The organism is Neolewinella litorea (assembly GCF_004803465.1).
GTDB classification, from domain to species: Bacteria; Bacteroidota; Bacteroidia; order Chitinophagales; family Saprospiraceae; genus Neolewinella; species Neolewinella litorea.
Genome location: NZ_SRSF01000001.1, coordinates 1,266,688 through 1,285,559 on the forward strand (window position 1 = coordinate 1,266,688; position 18,872 = coordinate 1,285,559).

The window sequence follows — 18,872 nt, forward strand, 5'->3', positions numbered from 1 at the left end:
GATGTTTAAACTTCACTTATGAGTACCCTCGACTGGCTCGTGATGATCGGCACCCTGGCCGGTATTGTATTGTACGGCGTCTACAAAACCCGACAGGTGGACAACGTGCAGAGCTACCTGCTCGGCGACCGCGATCTGAAGTGGTGGACTATCGGGCTGTCGGTGATGGCCACGCAAGCCAGCGCGGTTACTTTTCTGAGTACCCCCGGACAGGCGTACAACGACGGACTGGGGTTTGCGCAGTTCTACTTCGGACTGCCCATCGCGATGGTGGTGCTGTGCATCTTCGTCCTGCCCATCTACTACCGGCTTAAGGTCTACACCGCCTATGAGTACCTCGAGGGGCGATTCGACCTGCGGGTGAGGACGCTGACGGCCATTCTCTTTCTGATCCAACGGGGATTGGCAGCAGGAATCACGATTTACGCGCCCGCCATCGTACTGTCGGCTATCCTGGGCTGGTCGCTCAGCGTGACCATCTCCGTCATCGGCGTGGTGGTAATCTTCTATACGGTTATCGGCGGCACCAAGGCCGTGTCGGTCACCCAGAAACAGCAGATGATCGTTATCCTGCTGGGCATGTTCATCGCCGGGGCGGTGGTGGTGATGAAACTACCGCAGGGTCTGAGTTTCGGTGACGCCATCGGCGTGGCGGGCCACTTGGGAAAACTTCAGGTGGTGGACCTTGAGTTCGACCTGAACGACCGCTATAATATATGGTCGGCCCTCCTGGGCGGCACCTTCCTGTTCCTGTCCTATTTCGGTACGGACCAGTCGCAGGTACAGCGTTATCTCTCCGGTAAGAGCCTCACCGAGAGTCGGCTCGGTCTTCTCTTCAACGGCATTTTCAAGGTACCGATGCAGTTCCTTGTGTTGCTCGTCGGCGTTCTCGTTTTCATTTTCTTCCTTTTTCAGGCCCCGCCGGTGCACTTCAATACCGCCAACCTGGTCAAGTTGCGCGCTTCCCCCTACGCGGGCCAACTGGTAGACCTGGAAGCGCGGAATCAGGAAGTACAGCAGCGCAATGAGGCGGCTACCCTGACCATGGTAGAGGCCCTGCGCCTGGACGACGAAGCCCGTATCGAAACGGCCCGCCAGCAGGTGGAGGCTACCCTTGAGGAGCGCGCCGAGATTGCCGCTTCGGTCGATGATCTGATTGGACAGCTGGACGTGGAGCTCATCACCGAGGACCGCGACTACGTCTTCATCACCTTCATCACGGAATACCTGCCCGTGGGGTTGGTGGGCCTCCTGTTGGCGGTCATCTTCTCGGCGGCGATGTCGAGTACCAGCTCCGAACTAAACGCCCTGGCCACCACCAGCGTCGTGGATATTTACCGCCGGTCGATCGTCACCGACCGCGACGACGATCATTACCTGAAGGCCAGCAAATGGTTTACCGTCATCTGGGGGGGCGTAGCCCTGTCGTTCGCGGCGGTGGCCAACCTGTTTGACAACCTTATCCAGGCGGTAAACATCATCGGCTCGCTCTTCTACGGGGTCATCCTGGGTGTTTTTGTGGTGGCCTTCTTTTTCAAGCACGTAGGCGGAAAAGCCGTTTTTAAAGCGGCCTTGATCGGACAGGCCTTCGTGACCTTGACCTTTGCGGCCACCTGGCTCAACTTTACCGACCTGGCCTATCTATGGCTGAATCTCATCGGCTGCGTGCTCACCGTAGCCTTCGCCATTTGGCTGGAAAATATGCACGACTCCCCTACCTTACCTGAATCGGAAACCGACTTGATCTGACCCCGAGATTCCCAACCATGAAACCACACTGGCTCGTTGGCCTGGCGCTGCTGCCCGTCGGCTACGTTGCGCGAAAGCTCCGCAACGACCCACAGTTCGGGGCTACCTTGGAGGATATGCTGCGGGACGACTACCAGGGTACGGTAGCGTGGAAGATGGGGCGCTTCCGCAACCTCGACAAGACGCGGCTGCAGGAAGACCTGGGCAGTTTGCTCGGCGACCTTCTGGGGTATCTGCAGGCCAAGAACACCCAACCGACCGCTCCGCTCCCCGTGGCGGTCGCGGAAACCCTCGACGTGACGGATAAAGAGGGCGACTACCTGACGTGGTACGGGCATTCGGCCCTCCGCCTGGAGTCCGGGGGGCAGATCATCCTTATTGACCCGATGCTGGGGGAATGGGTGGCGCCGGTTCCCTTTCTGGGGCACCGCTTTCCTTACCGTGATTATCACCCCCTGGAGGCCCTGGGCGAGATCGACTGTATCCTGTACTCGCACGACCACTACGATCACCTCGACTACGATACGCTGATGGCCCTGAAGGACCGGACGAAAGCCTTCGTGGTGCCCCTGGGTATCGGCGCGCACCTCCGCAAGTGGGGCATTCCACCGGAGCAGATAACCGAGATCGACTGGTGGCAAACCACCCATGTGGGCGGACTGAGCATCACCGCCGCGCCGGCCCGCCACTTCAGCGGGCGCAGCCCCTCCACCCGCAACAAAACGCTCTGGTGCTCCTTCGTGATCCAGACCCCCATGCACCGTCTGTTCTTCGGCGGTGACAGCGGATACGGACAGCACTTTGCGCAGATCGGCGAACGGTTAGGGCCGTTTGCGTTGACCATGCTCGACTGCGGGCAGTACCACGACCGCTGGAAGAATGTGCATATGCAGCCGGAAGAAGCGCTGGTGGCGCACCGGGAACTAAAGGGACGTTGGCTGATGCCCATCCACTGGGGCGGCTTCAGCCTGTCGGACCACCCCTGGGCCGAACCCGTGGAACGCCTGCTGGCCGCCGACCGACAGGAATGCGTACTGACGCCGATGATCGGACAACGATTTGCCGTCGGCGATCCTTCGCCGTGTCGGGAGCGCTGGTGGGATTGGGAAGAGGTAGTAAGCAACACCTGACGGCTCGGGCCACCGGTATTTTGTACCTTCGCGGGTAAAATTTACCGACATGTTCGATAACCTTAGCGACCGCCTCGAAGGAGCCTTTAAATCATTGACCGGTGACAACCGCATCACCGAGATCAACGTAGCCACCAGCCTGAAGGAAATTCGCCGGGCACTGGTAGCGGCCGACGTCAACTACAAGATCGCTAAAGAATTTACCGACAAGGTTAAGGAAAAGGCTCTCGGCACCGAGAACGTGCTAAAGGCTGTTAAACCCGGTCAGCTGATGGTGAAGATCGTCCAGGACGAACTTACCGAACTGATGGGCGGACAATCCGTCGGCATCAATGTCAAAGGAGATCCGGCCGTGATCCTGATCGCGGGATTGCAGGGTTCCGGTAAGACCACCTTCAGCGGCAAACTGGCCAAGTTCCTGCAGGAGAAGCGTAAACTAAAGGTACTGCTCACCGCCGGCGACGTTTACCGCCCGGCGGCCATAGATCAGCTGACGGTACTGGCCGGACAGGTCGGCGCCGAGATCTACAAGGAACCCGACAACAAGAACCCGGTAGAGATCGCCCTGAAGGCGATCGACCACGCCCGCAAGAACAAGTTCGACGTCGTCATCGTGGATACCGCCGGCCGCCTTTCGGTCGACGAGAAGATGATGCAGGAGATCAGCGACGTGCGTCAGGCCATTAACCCCAACGAGACGCTCTTCGTCGTGGACTCCATGACGGGACAGGACGCGGTCAATACCGCCAAGGTGTTCAACGAGCGCATCGACTACGACGGGGTGGTCCTGACCAAACTCGACGGCGATACCCGCGGCGGTGCGGCCTTGTCAGTGAAGTACACGGTGGGCAAACCCATCAAATTCGTCAGCACCGGCGAAAAGATGGACGCCCTGGACGTCTTCTACCCCGACCGAATGGCCCAGCGCATCCTGGGCATGGGCGACATCATCTCCTTCGTGGAGCGCGCTCAGGACCAGTTCGATGAGGAAGAGGCCAAGCGCCTCGAGAAGAAGATGAAGAAGAACAAGTTCGACTTCAACGACTTCCTCAGCCAGCTGGCCCAGCTCAAGCGGATGGGCGATATGAAAAGCCTCCTCAACATGATTCCCGGTATGTCGAAGGCGATGAAAAACATCGACATCGACGATACGGCCTTCTCCCGCGTAGAGGCCATCATCTACAGCATGACCCCCGAGGAGCGCGCCAGCCCGGAACTCCTGAACCTGAGCCGCAAGAAGCGCATCGCGCGGGGCTGCGGACAGGGGATGGACGACGTCAACCGCTTCGTGAAGCAGTTCGATCAGATGCGCAAGATGATGCATAAGCTGTCGAATAACCCGATGATGGCCCAGATGGCCGGCAATTTCCGCGCTAAGCGGTAATTGCCTCACCCGCACCACAAGATTTTTTTGAAAAATGTCCCCACCCGGTGTATACCGGCGTGGGATGCTTTCTCACGCTTTGTCCGTTGATCGTAAGGGTCGGGAATGAGTAAGGATATCCCAAGGCCCCCGAATTTTTGACACTTTGGGAATAAATGTCAAAAACACAGGCCTAGTTGACAACCTGCTTAACCAACTGTTAAACAGTCAGTTACACCCTATTTTTGATTGCTGGCGGAACATCGTGGCATTTTAACACTAAGAGTCTTTCTCCTTTGCAAAATAAAGACCCTAAGCGCCCGTTCTAAGTACAGATTTTGCAAATGTGGAATCCGGTTACTGAGCAAATGCTGCAGTAACCACGTGTTTTGTTCATAGTGTCTCTCTATAGTGTCGATGCTCTATCCAGCTTAAGATTAGCGTTAGTTTTCCTGGATCAGAGCATCGACCCCACTACTACTCCAACACCCACAGGGCTCCGATGCCCGCCTCCCACAATTTCCGGTTCAGTTCCGCCACCCGCTCATCACGCAGCGTGATTCCCTGCTGTCGCAGCGTTTGCCACCGGGCCTCCATCTCCTCCATCTCCTGCCGTGTCGGCTCATTCACCCTGGGCAACCCACTTTCTGCGTGGTTCAGCACGAAGAGGTAATCGGCGGTAAACTTGTTGGGGAAATTCTCGACGTCGTCGTAGGCCTGCGATTTGCGCTGCACCATTTTCTCGTCCCAGCTCCGCAGGTCCTCCAATAGGGAACGGGTCGCCTCCTGCACCTCAGTGTTCCCCTCCTCGTCGAGGCGTTCCGACAGCTTCTCCAGTTGTTCCCGAACCGCCAGCAAATCGTTGACCAGCTTATGCATTTCGTCTACCGACGCTTCCCCCTTCCGCATGAAGGCGTGATAATCGGCATAGTCGGCGTCCGTGAGTTCGTAAAGTGGGTTGGGCAGGATGGTCATGGATTCCGTTAGCGTTGTCCCGCCGGCTGAGAGCGTCGCGCGGTATTTACCCGGTGCCACCCGGTGGCCGCGGAAACTAGCCTCGATGTACACTGAGGGTACCCCCGTGAGATCACCGTGCCGCATATCCCACACGAAGCGGTTCAGACCAGGCTTGGCGGGAATCACCGTCTGGGCCGGGGGCCCACCGGGATAATCATGCCGGTCTTCGTCCTTCTGATTGCTCAGCGTACGCACTACCTCGCCCGCTTCGTCGGTGATGGTCAGGATGACCTCGGTGGAGTCTCCGACTTCAGGCAGGTAGTAGTACAGCACCACCCCACTGGCGGGATTCACTCCTTCCAGCGTCTCGGTACCGTCAAACTCAGCATTGCTGGAATTGAGCGGGCTGCCCCCACCCCCAATGACTGCATCATCCGGAGCGAAGAACCGCGCCTCCCCCGCCGGCTTACGGTACTGCCGCACCAGTTCGAGATCGTCCAGCACCCAGAAGGCCCGGCCGGAGGTAGCGACGATGAGATCGTCGTGCGCCACCATGAGATCGGTAATGGGCGTGATGGGTAGGTTCAGGTTGAAGCGCTGCCAGTTGGCGCCGTCGTCAAAGGAGATAAAGATGCCCGTTTCCGTCCCGGCGAACAGCAGCCCCTTGCGCTCGGTATCCTCGCGCACTACGCGGGTGTAGGAATCCATCGGCAGGTTCCCGGTGATCTCCTTCCAGGTAGTGCCATAGTCCGTTGTTTTGAGCAGGCGCGGACGGTGGTCGTTAAATTTATACCGGGTCGTGGCCACGTAGGCGGTGCCGGCGGCGTGGGGCGATACATCAATGGCGTTGACCAGGGTTTCCCCCTGCCCGGACGGCGTAACGTCGGTCCAGGTTTCGCCGCCGTCGCGCGTTAGTTGTACGCGTCCATCGTCGGTACCCACCCAGATCACCCCGGCGGCGTGGGGAGAGTCGGTGACGTAACTGATGGTACCGTAGTTCTCTGCGCCCACGGCTTCGTTGGTGTACGGACCGCCCCCGAGGCCTTGCTTGTCGTCCTGGTCGCGGGTGAGGTCCGGACTGGCTTCCTCCCAGGTCTTGCCCAGGTCACGGGTGCGCAGCAGGTGCTGGGCGGCGTGGTAGTAGGTATCCGGCTCGTGGCGCGACCAGATGATGGGCGCGTTCCAGTTGAAGCGGTATTTCATGTCGCGGGCTGCCCGGCCCAGGTACTGGATGGGGGCGGCCATGATGTTGGTGCTGGCTCCGGACTGGTTGTCGAGCACCTCGATCGTCCCCAGGTAGCTTCCCCCCAGCACGTAGCGGGGATCGTCGGGATCGAAGGCGAGAAAGGCGCTTTCGCCGCCCGCGGAGGCTTCCCAGTTGGAAGCGGAAATACCGGAACCGTTCAGGTTACGGCTGGCGATCTTTACGGAGGTGTTGTCCTGCTGGCCACCGTAGATGTTGTAGGGGAATTCGTTGTCGACGTTGATGCGATAGAACTGACCCGTGGGCATATTATCCTGGGTGGACCAGGTCTGGCCGTAGTTGAAGCTAATCGCTGCCCCACCGTCGTTGGCGATGCAAAGGTTGCGGGGATTGTCGGGATTGATCCACAGATCGTGGTAATCGCCGTGGGTTCCCCCCAGGGTTTCCCAGCTCTTTCCGCCGTCGATGCTCCGCAGCGGAGAGGCGCTGAGTACATACACCACGTCGTCGTCCGTGGGGTCCACGAATACCTCCAGGTAATACCATGCGCGCTGTACGAGCCGGTGGTCCTTGCTCACGCGCGACCAGGTGGCACCCGCGTCGGAAGATGCAAAGAGTCCGCCCTTCTCAGCGTTGGAGTCGCTTTCGATGAGGGCGTACACCTTGTCGGGGTTCGATTGGGCAACGGCGATGGCCATCTTGCCCTTCTCCTCGGGCAGCCCCTCGGTCATCTCCTCCCAGTTTTCGCCGCCGTCCGTCGATTTATAGAGTCCGCTGCCGGGGCCACCGCTCATCACCTGCCAGGGGAAGCGCTGGTGCTCCCACATGGCGGCGTACAGTACGTCTGGGTTGGAATGATCCATGCTCAGTTCCGCAGCCCCGGTGAGGTCGTTGACGTACAGTACGCGTTCCCAGCTGGCACCGCCGTCGGTGGTGCGGTAGACCCCCCGCTCCTCGTTGGGCCCGAAGAGTTGTCCCTGCGCCGCCACGTATACCAGGTCGGGATTGGTGGGATGAATAATGATGCGCGAAATGTGCTGGGTTTCCTTCAGCCCAAGGTGTTTCCAGCTTTTGCCGGCGTCGTTGGAGCGGTAAACGCCGTCGCCGTGGGAGGTCATGACACCGCGCGGCGCGTGTTCTCCCATACCCGCGTAAACCACTTGCGGATTACTGCGCGAGACGGCCACTGCCCCCACCGATCCGGTGCCCACGTATCCGTCGCTGACGTTCTCCCAGCGCTGGCCCGCGTCGGTCGTTTTCCAAATGCCGCCGCCCGTGGTACCCATATAATAGGTGAGCGGATCGTTGACCACCCCGGTGGCCGTGACCGAGCGCCCACCCCTAAACGGACCGATGTTGCGGTACTTCAGCGGGGAAAAAAATCGGGTCAACTCGGATGTGTCGACCGGAGCCTGGGCCGTAGCGGCAAAGGAGCAGAAAACGAAAAACAGGAGAAATAGCTGGTAACGCATGGGCGGCAATGGTTTGGGCCGATAAGGTAACCTAACCACGGTAATTCGTGTACCATTTGCGGACGGCGCGCGGGTGCCATATTTTTCAAGGCCACCGTGCTTCCCGGTTACTGCCCAAAAGCGTATCCTTGGGGGCATGACCATCGACGCCCACCAGCACTTCTGGAAATTTGACCCCGTGCGCGACGCCTGGATCGATGAATCCATGACGGCCCTGCGCCGCGACTTTCTGCCGCATGATCTGGCCCCCGCATATGCCGCCAACGGCATCGACGGCTGCATCGCCGTACAAGCCGACCAGTCGCTGGCCGAAAACGACTTCCTGCTGGATCTGGCCAACCGTCACTCCTTCATTCGTGGCGTCGTAGGCTGGGTTGACCTGTGCGACCCGCAGGTGGAGGAGCAGTTGGAGCGCTACGCCGCCCACCCCAAGTTCGTGGGCGTGAGACACATTGTCCAGGCGGAACCGTCGGGATTCCTGGCCCGCCCGGCTTTCCGCCGGGGCATTGGGCGACTGCTACAGTACGGACTGACCTACGATCTCCTCGTCTATCACCACCAGCTGCCGGATGCCCTCGAGCTGGTACGGGCCTTTCCCGGTCAGCCCTTTATTCTCGACCACCTGGGAAAGCCGGTCATCCAGGGGGTGCCCGACCCGGATTGGGTGGCCAACCTGCGCGCGCTCGCCCAATTGCCGAACGTGCATTGCAAACTGTCTGGTCTGGTGACAGAAGCCCCCGGTTATCATTGGACGGTGGATGGTATGCGACCCTATCTGGAAGAAGCGGTACTGGCCTTCGGTACTCGCCGGCTGCTTTACGGCTCGGACTGGCCCGTGTGTCTGCTGGCAGCGGACTATGCCTCACAGCTGGAAGTATACCGCCAGCTGTTTTCCGGATGGCCGCCTTCGGAAATCGACCATTTTTTCGGTTCCAACGCACGCCACATCTATCGCCTCCCACTTTCGACCCCCAACGCATAAATATGTCCCTGCTCCGCCCCCCCGTACCGCCCGCCTGCCTGGCACTATTGCTCAGCCTGGGCACCTGCGCGCCGCCGCCCCCGGAACCGCCCGCCCCCTTTGGTCCCGTACCCACCGAAGCCCAGCTCGAGTGGCACGAGATGGAAATCAACGCCTTTATCCACTTCACCACCAATACCTTCACCAATAAGGAATGGGGCTACGGTGACGAAAGCCCGGATATCTTCAACCCCACCGACCTGGACGTGGATCAGTGGATCACCACCCTGAAAGAGACCGGGTTCCGCGGAGTTATCCTAACGGGTAAGCACCACGACGGCTTTACGCTCTGGCCCAGCGCCTACACCGACCACTCCGTAGAGCAGAGCCCCTGGGAGAACGGTGAGGGCGACATTGTCGGCCTGGTAGAAGACGCCTGCCGGCGTCACGGACTGAAATTCGGGGTGTACCTCTCCCCCTGGGACCGCAACCGCGCGGATTACGGGGATTCGACCTACATCACCTATTACCGCAATCAGCTTACGGAAATCTTTGAGCGCTACGGGCCGATCTTCGAAATGTGGTTCGACGGGGCCAACGGTGGCGACGGGCACTACGGTGGGGCCGACGAGAAGCGCAGCATCGACGGTCAGCACTACTACGACTGGCCAACCACCATCCAGATGGTCCGCGAACTGCAGCCGGATCCGAAAACCATCATCTTCAGCGACGCCGGGCCCGATATTCGCTGGGTCGGCAACGAGCGGGGCTACGCCGGCGAACCGAACTGGAATACCATCGACCCCGATACACTCTACGCCGGCAAGGCGGGGATCACCGAACTTCTGAACCACGGCACCCCCGGCGCGGACACCTGGATGCCTGCGGAAGTGGACGTTTCCATCCGGCCCGGCTGGTTCTACCACGCCGAGGAAGACAGCCTGGTAAAAACCCCCGATCAGCTGTTCGAAATCTACCTTACCTCCGTAGGCCGCGGATCGGTGCTGTTGCTCAACGTACCGCCCGACCGCCGGGGACGCATCCACGAGACCGACGTTGCCGCCCTGCGCGACTGGCGCGCCAGGATCGATTCCACCTTCGCCACCGACCTGACCGACGGCGCCACAGCCAGTGGTGAGCTTTACCGCGGACAACACGACGACTACTCGCCCAGCCGCGTCCTCGACAATGATTCGGACACTTTCTGGGCCACCGACGACGGCGAAACAACGGGCACCCTGACCCTGACGCTAGCGGAGCCCAGGGAGGTGAATTACGTGCTCCTGCAGGAAAATATCCGCCTCGGCCAACGCATCGCCCGCTTCCGCGTGCTCGCGAAAACCGACGGTGGTCTGAGGGAAATCGGCAGCGCACAAACCGTGGGCTACAAGCGGATTTTACCTGTAGAGCCGGTGGTGACCGACAAGCTGGTGATCGAAGTGACGGAAGCCCTGGCGCCCCCTACCCTTTCCAGGGTAAGTCTGTATTAAGTAGGGGGCGCGGTGGGACTTCCTGGTAACGGTGCGGCGCATTAGAGTAAGGACCTTACGGTGCCCATCTGACGTTTAAAGCTATCCTTGCCCAGGTCAATGCCACGTTGGGCACCCTCAAGGAACACCCGGCGGATCTCTTCGTCCTCGATTTGGTCCGGCTCAAAACCCCGGTCGTTGAACTTCTCGCGGATAGCCAGCAGCCCCGCACCTATGATGATCCCGTACAGCGGTTCTAGGTTGATCCAGGGCAGCAGCGGGTCCTCTTCCTCGTCCTGGCGGAAAACCCAAGGATCGATAGAGGGAATGAGGTCGCGCAGGGGATCGAATTCGTAAAAGATTTCAAAGATCAGTTCCAGGCGTCGACACTGCCCGGCCCTCCGGCCAAGGACGTCGATGGCATGGGTGCCGATCTCGTAGAGCAGGCTGGGTTTGTACCGGTCGAAGGGAAGGTCGGCATAGTTGGTTGTGGCCTCAATGACCCGGTGGTGGAAAGTCAGGTGCCAGAGATAGTGAGAATTAAAGCACCGCCGCTGGGCCTTGCGCGCCAGCCAGACCGCGGTATTGATGAAATAGTGCTTGATCTGCTGAAGGTGTTGCTGGCCGCTGGCGGTGCTCAGGAAGCCGGTCAGCTTGCTGGGGTGCTCGGTGGTGCCCCGGTTGCCCTCGATGTCGGCTTGTTCTCCGATCAGGTTAACGTTCACGTTGTGATGCCAGGTAGCATCAGTAACCACCCGCCCTACGTCGGCCAGATATCCGTCGTAGGCGCTGATGGCACCGAAACTGTGGTGCTGGGTAGCCTGCTTGGAACCCGAGGTATTACCGGCGGGGACGGTGGAGTGGGCAATAACTTCGGGGGCTATGCCACCGGGGAATTCGGCCGACCCGTCGATGTAAGTCGTGGATAAATCAGTCGGGGCAATACACTCCCCCTCGTGCGGGTGATCCGGCAGTACCGTAATGCGGCCCAGGGGGCTGCAGAGAATGGGATGGGGATAGGTTTCTTTCCAGAAGAAATTGAGCCGATTGCTGTACAGCTTAGGTGCAATAGTCTGCGGAATATCGTCGGACTGATCATCGAACTGGGAACCAACATCGTGGCCGAGGCGGTTGGTGTCGTTGCGTTCGGGATCGGTCATTCCTACCTTTCCGCTTGTGTTGCCCCACAGGCGCATGGCCCGTACCCGCAGGACGTTACCGCAGAGGCCCTTGCCGAGGCTGCCGTGGTCCCCCGTAGCAAAGACGCCGCCACCGCCGTTCATGAAGGCGGCCAGGGCAAGCAGTTCGTTGTCGTCAAGCGGATTGGATCCGGAATCGGCCCCGAACAGCCACACTTCGTCGTACATGTCGGCCGCAAAGTGGTCGGCAGTGGTAAAGCGGAAATCCGGGATGCTGCGCTCCACAGCTACGCCTGGGTCTCCCACAAAACTGCTGCGGTGGGCCAGCGTAATCTCGAAGCGGACGTAGTACCGCTGGTCATTCACCAGCATATTAACGAAGGTCGACAGGCCAAAGTCTCCGGTTCCAAAATCCAGGAAGCTATCGGTAACCAACAACAGCCGAACGCGGCAGGGGAACCGCCACCAGGGATAGATCAGTCGGGGGTTTTCGGCAAAGATTTTGTCGCGGTATCCCAACTGCTCGATGAGCGCGGCATGAGGGGTGTAGGAAGGGGTGATGGTAGGCATGGGAAGGTGTGTTTTAGGTAGTGATCACGGTCGTCTGGCCTGGCCCACAAGAGGGCCGGCCACGTACCGCGTATTCCCGGTTTATCTACCTGCCGACATTCGAGTTACGGTCGCCCAAACATTGTTTTTATCGCTATGTCCTCCACCCTCGTGCACACGTCATTACTTCCGCCAATTCAGAAAAATATGACCCCAAAAGGGGTGACTTCAAGGCTGATCGCGCAGGCTGAATATCTGGTGCAGGCGAACCCACTTTTGCCCGGCTTCGGCAAAGGGCAGCCGTTGCTGGAAGGTATCCATCAGCGTCTCCCATTGCTGCACGACGGGGTTCTCTGCGTCGGCTGTGGCCTTCTGTTCCCCATCGTATTCCGGGCCAGTTTCCATAACCATGACCAGCCGGTTGCCTGCCCGCAGAATCTGCATGTCGCGAATCCCCGCGCTACGGATACTCTCGACGACCTCCGGCCAGACGTTTCCCGGAGCATGGTGGGCTTCGTAGGCAGCGATTGCCGCGGCATCATCCTTTAGGTCGCACAGAAAATAATGTAGGGGCATGCTGTTCTGGTTTACAGGGCGCGGTCGAGGTGAACGTAACCACCGTCCACGAAGATCCACTGCCCGGTGGTATGACTGCTCCGCGGGGAAAGCAGGAAAGCGGCGGTGTCCGCTATCTCTTCAGCGGTGGTCATACGCTGTCCCAGGGGGATACGACCGACGATCTCCTCGCGCTTCCGTTCGGGGTCGTCGAAGGTCGCCAGCCAGTTTTCGTACAGCGGCGTCCTCACTTCCGCCGGCACGATGGCATTGACGCGGATGCCAAAGGGAGCGAGTTCCGCGGCCCATTCCCGCGTGAGCGCCAGCTGCCCGCCCTTGCTGGCCGCGTAACCCGAGGTACCGCCCTGGCCGGTAAGGGCCGTTTTGGAAGCGATATTCAGGATGGCACCCCGGCTTTCCTTCAGGGCCGGCAGGGCGTAGTGGGCCATATCGAAATAATGGAACAGGTTCCGGCGCAGGGAGCTGCGGAAGGCTTCGGGACCGTTGGCAAGACCGGCCCCGTCGTTCACTCCAGCGTTGTTGACCAGCCCGTCGAGGCGGCCGAAGCGGTCGTCCACTTCCCCTAAGACCAACTCGCAGTCGGCCGGGGTACCCAGGTAGCGTTTGATATAGTAGCTGCGCCCCCCAGCGGCGTTGATTTCCCGGACCAGAGCCTGGGCTTCCTCCCCCGCATCGCCCACGATCGCGGCTATTGCCCCCTCACGGGCCAGTACGCGTACGATGGCCGCGCCGATCCCTCGGCCACCGCCGGTGACGACTATTACCTTATCCTTCAGTTCGAGGTCCACGGGCCGGGGGCGTTGATCATGACACCAAGTATAGCAATTTCGCTGCTGCCTACCGTATCCACTGCTGGTTAGTAGCCGCGCTCTAGTTCGATAACGTGCTTGAGGGGTTGGCCGGACCGGTACCGCACCAGGTTATCCACGAAGCGATCTATGATGCGCCGGTTTTCATCCCAGGCACCTCCCGCACTGTGCTGGGTGAGCAGCGTGCGGGGTGCCCGCCACAGCGGATCGTCGGCCGGTAGGGGTTCTTGTCGCGTGACGTCCAGTACGGCCCCACCCAGCCGCCCGGCCTGCAGTTGAGCCAAGAGCGCTGTCTCATCGACCAGGCTACCCCGTCCGACGTTCGCAAATATGCAGGTAGGGGAAAGCAGCGCGAGGCGTTGCGCATCGAAGAGCCCTACGGTTGCTTCGGTTTCCGGCAGGGCCGCCACCACGATATCCGCGGTTGGCAGACGGGCGTCCAGTTCATCCCGGGTATAGAAATCTGCATCCCCGCGGCGCCCCATGGTTTCGATGCGGCAATCAAAACCGGAGAGTAACTTCCGGAACGTGCCGCCGATGGAACCCGATCCGAGAATGATCACCCAGCTGCCGGTAAGCTTCCCGAGTTGCGGCCGAATATCGGCACCCCGCCACCGCTGCATATACTTGTCCTGGACGAAGGTGGGAATCTCCCGCAGTAAGGAAAGGATGCCGGCCAGGGCCGTTTCCGCGACCGGCACCCCGAAGAGGCCCGTGCAATTGGTGATTGTAAAGGGCAGATCCGCTTCTTGTAGTTCGGTGTATTCGCTGAACCCGGCCGACTTCAGCTGCAGCCACCGCAGCCGCGTAGCCTCTCGCAGCCATTCCACGGGCGGGTTACCCAGAATGATGTCGGCTTGCAGGGCCAGCCGATGCTCACCTTCAGACGCACTTTCCGCACCAAGGTTAAAGGTCTCGGGGCCCAGGCGCTTACGGAGGTAATCGGCATCGTCGTTTTCGAGGGGCAGGTGAACGTAGATCATGAGTGGCGTTGAAGCTGGATAACGCATCGGCGCCGACCAGCGTTCTCTCCCGCACGCAAGAACGCCCCGCCGGACAGGTCCGACGGGGCGTTCAATATATCAATGCAACGGAATCGGCTTATTCGGCCGGCTCCTCGGAGGCCAGTTCGGCTTCCTCGGCGGCGCGGGCGGCGGCTTCCTCCTCGGCGAAGGCGGCTTGCCGGGCTTCCCAGGCCTCTTGCTGCTCCTTCGTGGTGACGAAGAGGCGGTCGTAGCGACGCATACCGGTACCGGCGGGGATCCGCTTACCGACGATGACGTTCTCCTTCAGGCCTTCGAGGTAATCGCGCTTGGCGGCGATGGCGGCCGTAGAGAGCACCTTGGTCGTCTCCTGGAAGGAGGCGGCACTGATCCAGCTCGGTGTACCGAGGCTCGACTTGGTGATGCCCTGCAGCAGCGGGAAGCTGGTAGCGGCCTGGGCGTCGCGGTAGGCCACACTCTTCAGGTCGTTGCGCTTCAGGTAGCTGTTCTCCTCGCGGACCTGACGCATGGTCACGATCTGACCTTCCTTGAGCTTCTCGCTTTCACCGGCGTCGGTGATGACCTTCTTGTCGAAGATCCAGTCGTTCTGCTCGAAGAATTCGTAGCGCTCGACGGCTTCTCCTTCGAGGAAGCTGGTATCGCCGCTGTCCACGATCTGCACCCGGCGCATCATCTGGCGGACGATGGCTTCAATGTGCTTGTTGTTGATCGTAATACCCTGCGAACGGTACACTTCCTGCACGCCGTTGACCAGGTGGGTCTGTACGGCAAAGGGGCCCTTGATGTCGAGGATATCGCGGGGAGCGATAGCACCGTCGGACAGGGGCATACCAGCGCGCACGAAATCCTGATCCTGTACCAGGATGTGCTTGCTCAGGTTAATCAGGTACTTGCGCTTCTGTCCGTCCTTCGCTTCGACGATCAGCTCGCGGTTACCGCGCTTGATCTTCTTGGAGAAAGTGACTACACCGTCGATCTCGGAGACTACGGCCGGGTTGCTGGGATTACGGGCCTCGAAAAGCTCCGTTACCCGGGGCAGACCACCGGTGATATCCGCAATCTTACCCAGCTTCCGGGGGATCTTGACGATCTTCTCGCCCACGACCACTTCGGCACCGTCTTCGATGCTGATGTAGGCACCGACGGGCAGGTTGTAGCTGCGCAGTTCTTCACCGTCCTTGCTGAGGATCGAGATGGTCGGGATCTTCTTCCGGTCGCGGGTTTCGATGACCACCTTCTCTTCGAAGCCGGTCTGGTCGTCACGCTCGGTGCGGAAGGTCACGCCCTCGTCGATGTCGGTAAAGCGGGCAATACCCTTGAATTCGGAGATGATCACAGCGTTGTAGGGGTCCCACTCCACGATCACGTCGCCTTTCTTGATGGTCTGACCGTCCTTGACATGGATGGTACCGCCGTAGGGCAGGTGATGGGTAGCGAATACCTTACTGGTTTCGGGATCCACGATCTTGATCTCGCCCGAACGGGAAAGAACAACATCCTGCTTGTCACCCATATCATTCTCAGCGGTTACGATGCGTACGCCGTCGAAAACGAGCTTGCCGTTGAATTTCGAGACCAGCTCGCTTTCCTGCCGGGTCACCGAAGCAATACCACCGACGTGGAACGTCCGCAGGGTAAGCTGGGTACCGGGTTCACCGATCGACTGGGCTGCGATGATACCAACGGCGTCGCCGATTTCCGCTTGCCGGCCGGTGGCCAGGTTCTTGCCGTAGCACTTGGCGCAGACACCGCGCTTGACCTCACAGGTGAGGACCGAGCGGATGGTTACTTCCTCGATGCCTTCGTCGTCGATGTACTTGGCCGTGCGGTCGTCGATGTATTCGTCGGCTTTGACGATGACCTCGTCGGTGACGGGGTGCACGATTTCGTGGAGGGCAAAGCGTCCGGCGATACGGCTGGACAGGCTTTCCACCACTTTGTCGTTCTCCTTCAGGGCCGAGGTGTCGATGCCACGGAGGGTTTCACAGTCGTTTTCCATAACCACTACGTCCTGGGCCACGTCGACGAGTCGACGGGTGAGGTAGCCGGCGTCGGCCGTCTTGAGGGCCGTATCCGCCAGACCCTTACGGGCACCGTGGGTGGAGATGAAGTACTCGAGTACGGAGAGTCCGTCGACGAAGTTGGAAAGGATCGGGTTCTCGATAACGGCGGGGCCGCTGTCGTTCGATTTCTTCGGCTTGGCCATCAGACCCCGCAGTCCGCAGAGCTGCTTGATCTGCTGGGTGGAACCACGGGCACCGCTGTCCAGCATCATGTATACGGAGTTGAAGCCTTGCTTATGCGTAGCCAACTCCTGCATGAGGGTGTTGGTAATCTGGTTATCCGCGTACGTCCACTTGTCGATGATCTGGTTGTAGCGCTCGTTGTTGGTGATCAGACCCATGTTGAAGTTGTCCATCACCTCGTCCACTTCCGTACGGGCCTGGGCCAGTACGTCCTGCTTGACGGAGGGGGAGATCAGGTCACCGAGGTTGAAGGACAGACCGCCCTTGAACGCCCAGGTGAAGCCCATATCCTTGATCTTGTCAAGGAAGGTGGCGGTGATGGCGAAGTTGGACCGCTCGAGGATATCGGCGATCACGAGCTTCAGGTTCTTCTTGGTCAACAGCACGTTCTGGAAGGGCATGCCCTCGGGAACTGCGGAGTTGAACATTACGCGACCCGTGGTGGTCTCGATGAGCTTCATCTTGAGCGAACCGTCTTCCTGCTCTACCGGTACCCGGCAGTGGATGACGGCGTGGAGTTCGAGTTTGCCCTCGTTGTAGGCAATCATGACCTCCTCGGAACTGTAGAACTTGCGTCCCTCGCCCTTAACCTTGATATCGCCTTCACTGCGACGCTGCTTGGTGATGTAGTACAGACCGAGTACCATGTCCTGGCTGGGCAGGGTCACCGGCGTACCGTTCTGGGGGTTCAGCATGTTGTGGGCCGAGAGCATCAGCACCTGGGCTTCCAGGATAGCGGCCTGGCTCAGGGGCACGTGCACGGCCATCTGGTCACCGTCGAAGTCGGCGTTGAAAGCCGAACACACGAGCGGGTGCAGCTGGATCGCCTTGCCTTCAATCAGCTTGGGTTGGAAGGCCTGGATCGAAAGACGGTGCAAGGTAGGGGCCCGGTTGAGCAGCACGGGGTGGCCGCGCAGGATGTTCTCCAGGATCTCCCAGATAACGGGCTCTTTGCGGTCGACGAGCTTCTTGGCCGACTTTACGGTCTTAACGATGCCGCGCTCGATGAGCTTGCGGATGATGAACGGCTTGAAGAGCTCGGCGGCCATGCCCTTGGGCAAACCGCATTCGTGCAGTTTCAGCGTGGGACCAACCACGATCACCGAACGACCGGAGTAGTCTACCCGCTTACCGAGCAGGTTCTGACGGAAACGGCCCTGCTTGCCTTTCAGGATATCGGACAGCGACTTCAGCGCGCGACCACCTTCGGCCTTTACGGCGTTGGATTTGCGGCTGTTGTCGAACAGACTGTCGACGGCCTCCTGCAGCATCCGCTTCTCGTTGCGCAGGATCACTTCGGGAGCCTTGATCTCGAGCAGGCGCTTGAGGCGGTTGTTCCGGATGATGACGCGACGGTAAAGGTCGTTGAGGTCGGAAGAAGCGAAGCGGCCACCGTCCAGGGGAACCAGCGGACGCAGTTCCGGTGGAACTACGGGCAGGTACTGGATGATGGTCCATTCGGGCTTGTTGGTCACGTTAGACTGGGCGTCCCGGAAGGCCTCGACCACGCGCAGGCGCTTCAGCGCTTCGCTCTTCCGCTGCTGGCTGGTTTCGGTGTTGGCCTGGTGGCGCAGTTGGAAGCTGAGCTCGTCTAGCTTAAGTCCTTCCAGCAGGTCGCGGATGGCCTCGGCACCCATCTTGGCGACAAATTTGTCGGGGTGGCCGTCTTCCAGTTGCTGGTTCTCGGCGGGCAGGGTCTCGAGGATATCGAGGTACTGCTCCTCGGTCAGCAGCGTCTTGTGCATGATCTCCTCACTCTCCCGGATGCCGGGGTTGATGACCACGTAACGCTCGTAATAAATGATGCTCTCCAGGTGCTTCGAGCTGAAGCCGAGGAGGTAGGCGATCTTGTTGGGGAGGCTCTTGAAGAACCAGATGTGCACCACGGGTACCACCAGACGGATGTGTCCCATGCGCTCGCGACGCACCTTCTTTTCGGTCACCTCGACCCCACAACGGTCACATACGATGCCCTTGTAACGGATTCGCTTGTACTTACCGCAGTAGCACTCGTAATCCTTCACCGGGCCGAAGATCCGCTCACAGAACAGACCATCTCGTTCCGGCTTATAGCTGCGGTAGTTGATGGTCTCGGGCTTCAATACCTCACCGTAGCTGCGCTCCAGGATATCGTCCGGGCTCGACAGGCTAATGGTGATCGCATCGAAGTCCTGCTTCTGGAGGTTGTTACTCTTCTTAAATGCCATAGTTAATTTTATAGGGAAGTTTCAGGCGGCGGTGCGC

At 59.8% G+C, this 18,872-nt stretch carries 11 protein-coding genes; 5 read left to right on the forward strand and 6 right to left on the reverse strand.

What is annotated here, in order from left to right; genetic code table 11:
- The first annotated feature begins 18 nt into the window (after positions 1–18).
- Genes E4021_RS05275 through ffh form a run of 3 tightly spaced genes read left to right on the forward strand, consistent with a single transcriptional unit; the run spans position 19 to position 4,263 of the window.
- On the forward strand, positions 19–1,749 hold the full coding sequence (locus E4021_RS05275) for a sodium:solute symporter (protein ID WP_136457031.1): 1,731 nt from the start codon (positions 19–21) through the stop codon (positions 1,747–1,749).
- A 17-nt stretch (positions 1,750–1,766) separates the two neighbouring features.
- Positions 1,767–2,879, forward strand: coding sequence for an MBL fold metallo-hydrolase (locus tag E4021_RS05280; protein ID WP_136457033.1), 1,113 nt, complete (start codon positions 1,767–1,769; stop codon positions 2,877–2,879).
- Positions 2,880–2,928: 49 nt separating this feature from the next.
- The gene (gene ffh / locus E4021_RS05285; protein ID WP_136457035.1) at positions 2,929–4,263 is read left to right on the forward strand and encodes a signal recognition particle protein; all 1,335 of its coding nucleotides are present in this window, start codon (positions 2,929–2,931) and stop codon (positions 4,261–4,263) included.
- A 456-nt stretch (positions 4,264–4,719) separates the two neighbouring features.
- Here the strand turns inward: ffh and E4021_RS05290 are convergent, their stop codons facing one another.
- Positions 4,720–7,875 carry a VPS10 domain-containing protein gene (locus E4021_RS05290; protein ID WP_136457037.1) on the reverse strand — a complete coding sequence of 1,052 codons (3,156 nt, stop codon included), beginning with the start codon at positions 7,873–7,875 and terminating at the stop codon, positions 4,720–4,722.
- Between the two features lie 136 nt (positions 7,876–8,011).
- Here E4021_RS05290 and E4021_RS05295 point away from each other — a divergent pair, with 136 nt between their 5' ends.
- Both E4021_RS05295 and E4021_RS05300 read left to right on the forward strand, forming a co-directional pair.
- Complete coding sequence (locus E4021_RS05295) at positions 8,012–8,857, forward strand: amidohydrolase family protein (RefSeq protein ID WP_136457039.1); 846 nt, start codon at positions 8,012–8,014, stop codon at positions 8,855–8,857.
- Between the two features lie 2 nt (positions 8,858–8,859).
- The gene (locus E4021_RS05300; protein ID WP_136457041.1) at positions 8,860–10,326 is read left to right on the forward strand and encodes an alpha-L-fucosidase; all 1,467 of its coding nucleotides are present in this window, start codon (positions 8,860–8,862) and stop codon (positions 10,324–10,326) included.
- 41 nt (positions 10,327–10,367) lie between these two features.
- Here E4021_RS05300 and E4021_RS05305 read toward each other — a convergent pair whose 3' ends face one another.
- The 5 genes from E4021_RS05305 to rpoC form a co-directional block, all read right to left on the reverse strand.
- Positions 10,368–12,014 carry a hypothetical protein gene (locus tag E4021_RS05305; RefSeq protein ID WP_136457042.1) on the reverse strand — a complete coding sequence of 549 codons (1,647 nt, stop codon included), beginning with the start codon at positions 12,012–12,014 and terminating at the stop codon, positions 10,368–10,370.
- A gap of 207 nt (positions 12,015–12,221) precedes the next feature.
- Complete coding sequence (locus E4021_RS05310) at positions 12,222–12,569, reverse strand: L-rhamnose mutarotase (RefSeq protein WP_136457044.1); 348 nt, start codon at positions 12,567–12,569, stop codon at positions 12,222–12,224.
- Between the two features lie 11 nt (positions 12,570–12,580).
- Positions 12,581–13,357, reverse strand: a complete 777-nt coding sequence (locus E4021_RS05315) for an L-fucose dehydrogenase (protein ID WP_136457046.1) — start codon at positions 13,355–13,357, stop codon at positions 12,581–12,583.
- Positions 13,358–13,425: 68 nt separating this feature from the next.
- Positions 13,426–14,361 carry a D-2-hydroxyacid dehydrogenase gene (locus E4021_RS05320; protein ID WP_168797472.1) on the reverse strand — a complete coding sequence of 312 codons (936 nt, stop codon included), beginning with the start codon at positions 14,359–14,361 and terminating at the stop codon, positions 13,426–13,428.
- Positions 14,362–14,479: 118 nt separating this feature from the next.
- A complete protein-coding gene (gene rpoC / locus E4021_RS05325; protein ID WP_136457050.1) occupies positions 14,480–18,835 on the reverse strand; it encodes a DNA-directed RNA polymerase subunit beta' in 4,356 nt (1,451 codons plus the stop codon).
- Positions 18,836–18,872 lie beyond the last annotated feature (37 nt).

Coding starts and splice junctions, on each gene's coding strand:
- E4021_RS05275 (WP_136457031.1), top strand. CDS start 19: ATGAGTACCCTCGACTGGCTCGTGATGATCGGCACCCTGGCCGGTATT.
- E4021_RS05280 (WP_136457033.1), top strand. CDS start 1,767: ATGAAACCACACTGGCTCGTTGGCCTGGCGCTGCTGCCCGTCGGCTAC.
- ffh (WP_136457035.1), top strand. CDS start 2,929: ATGTTCGATAACCTTAGCGACCGCCTCGAAGGAGCCTTTAAATCATTG.
- E4021_RS05290 (WP_136457037.1), bottom strand. CDS start 7,875: ATGCGTTACCAGCTATTTCTCCTGTTTTTCGTTTTCTGCTCCTTTGCC.
- E4021_RS05295 (WP_136457039.1), top strand. CDS start 8,012: ATGACCATCGACGCCCACCAGCACTTCTGGAAATTTGACCCCGTGCGC.
- E4021_RS05300 (WP_136457041.1), top strand. CDS start 8,860: ATGTCCCTGCTCCGCCCCCCCGTACCGCCCGCCTGCCTGGCACTATTG.
- E4021_RS05305 (WP_136457042.1), bottom strand. CDS start 12,014: ATGCCTACCATCACCCCTTCCTACACCCCTCATGCCGCGCTCATCGAG.
- E4021_RS05310 (WP_136457044.1), bottom strand. CDS start 12,569: ATGCCCCTACATTATTTTCTGTGCGACCTAAAGGATGATGCCGCGGCA.
- E4021_RS05320 (WP_168797472.1), bottom strand. CDS start 14,361: ATGATCTACGTTCACCTGCCCCTCGAAAACGACGATGCCGATTACCTC.
- rpoC (WP_136457050.1), bottom strand. CDS start 18,835: ATGGCATTTAAGAAGAGTAACAACCTCCAGAAGCAGGACTTCGATGCG.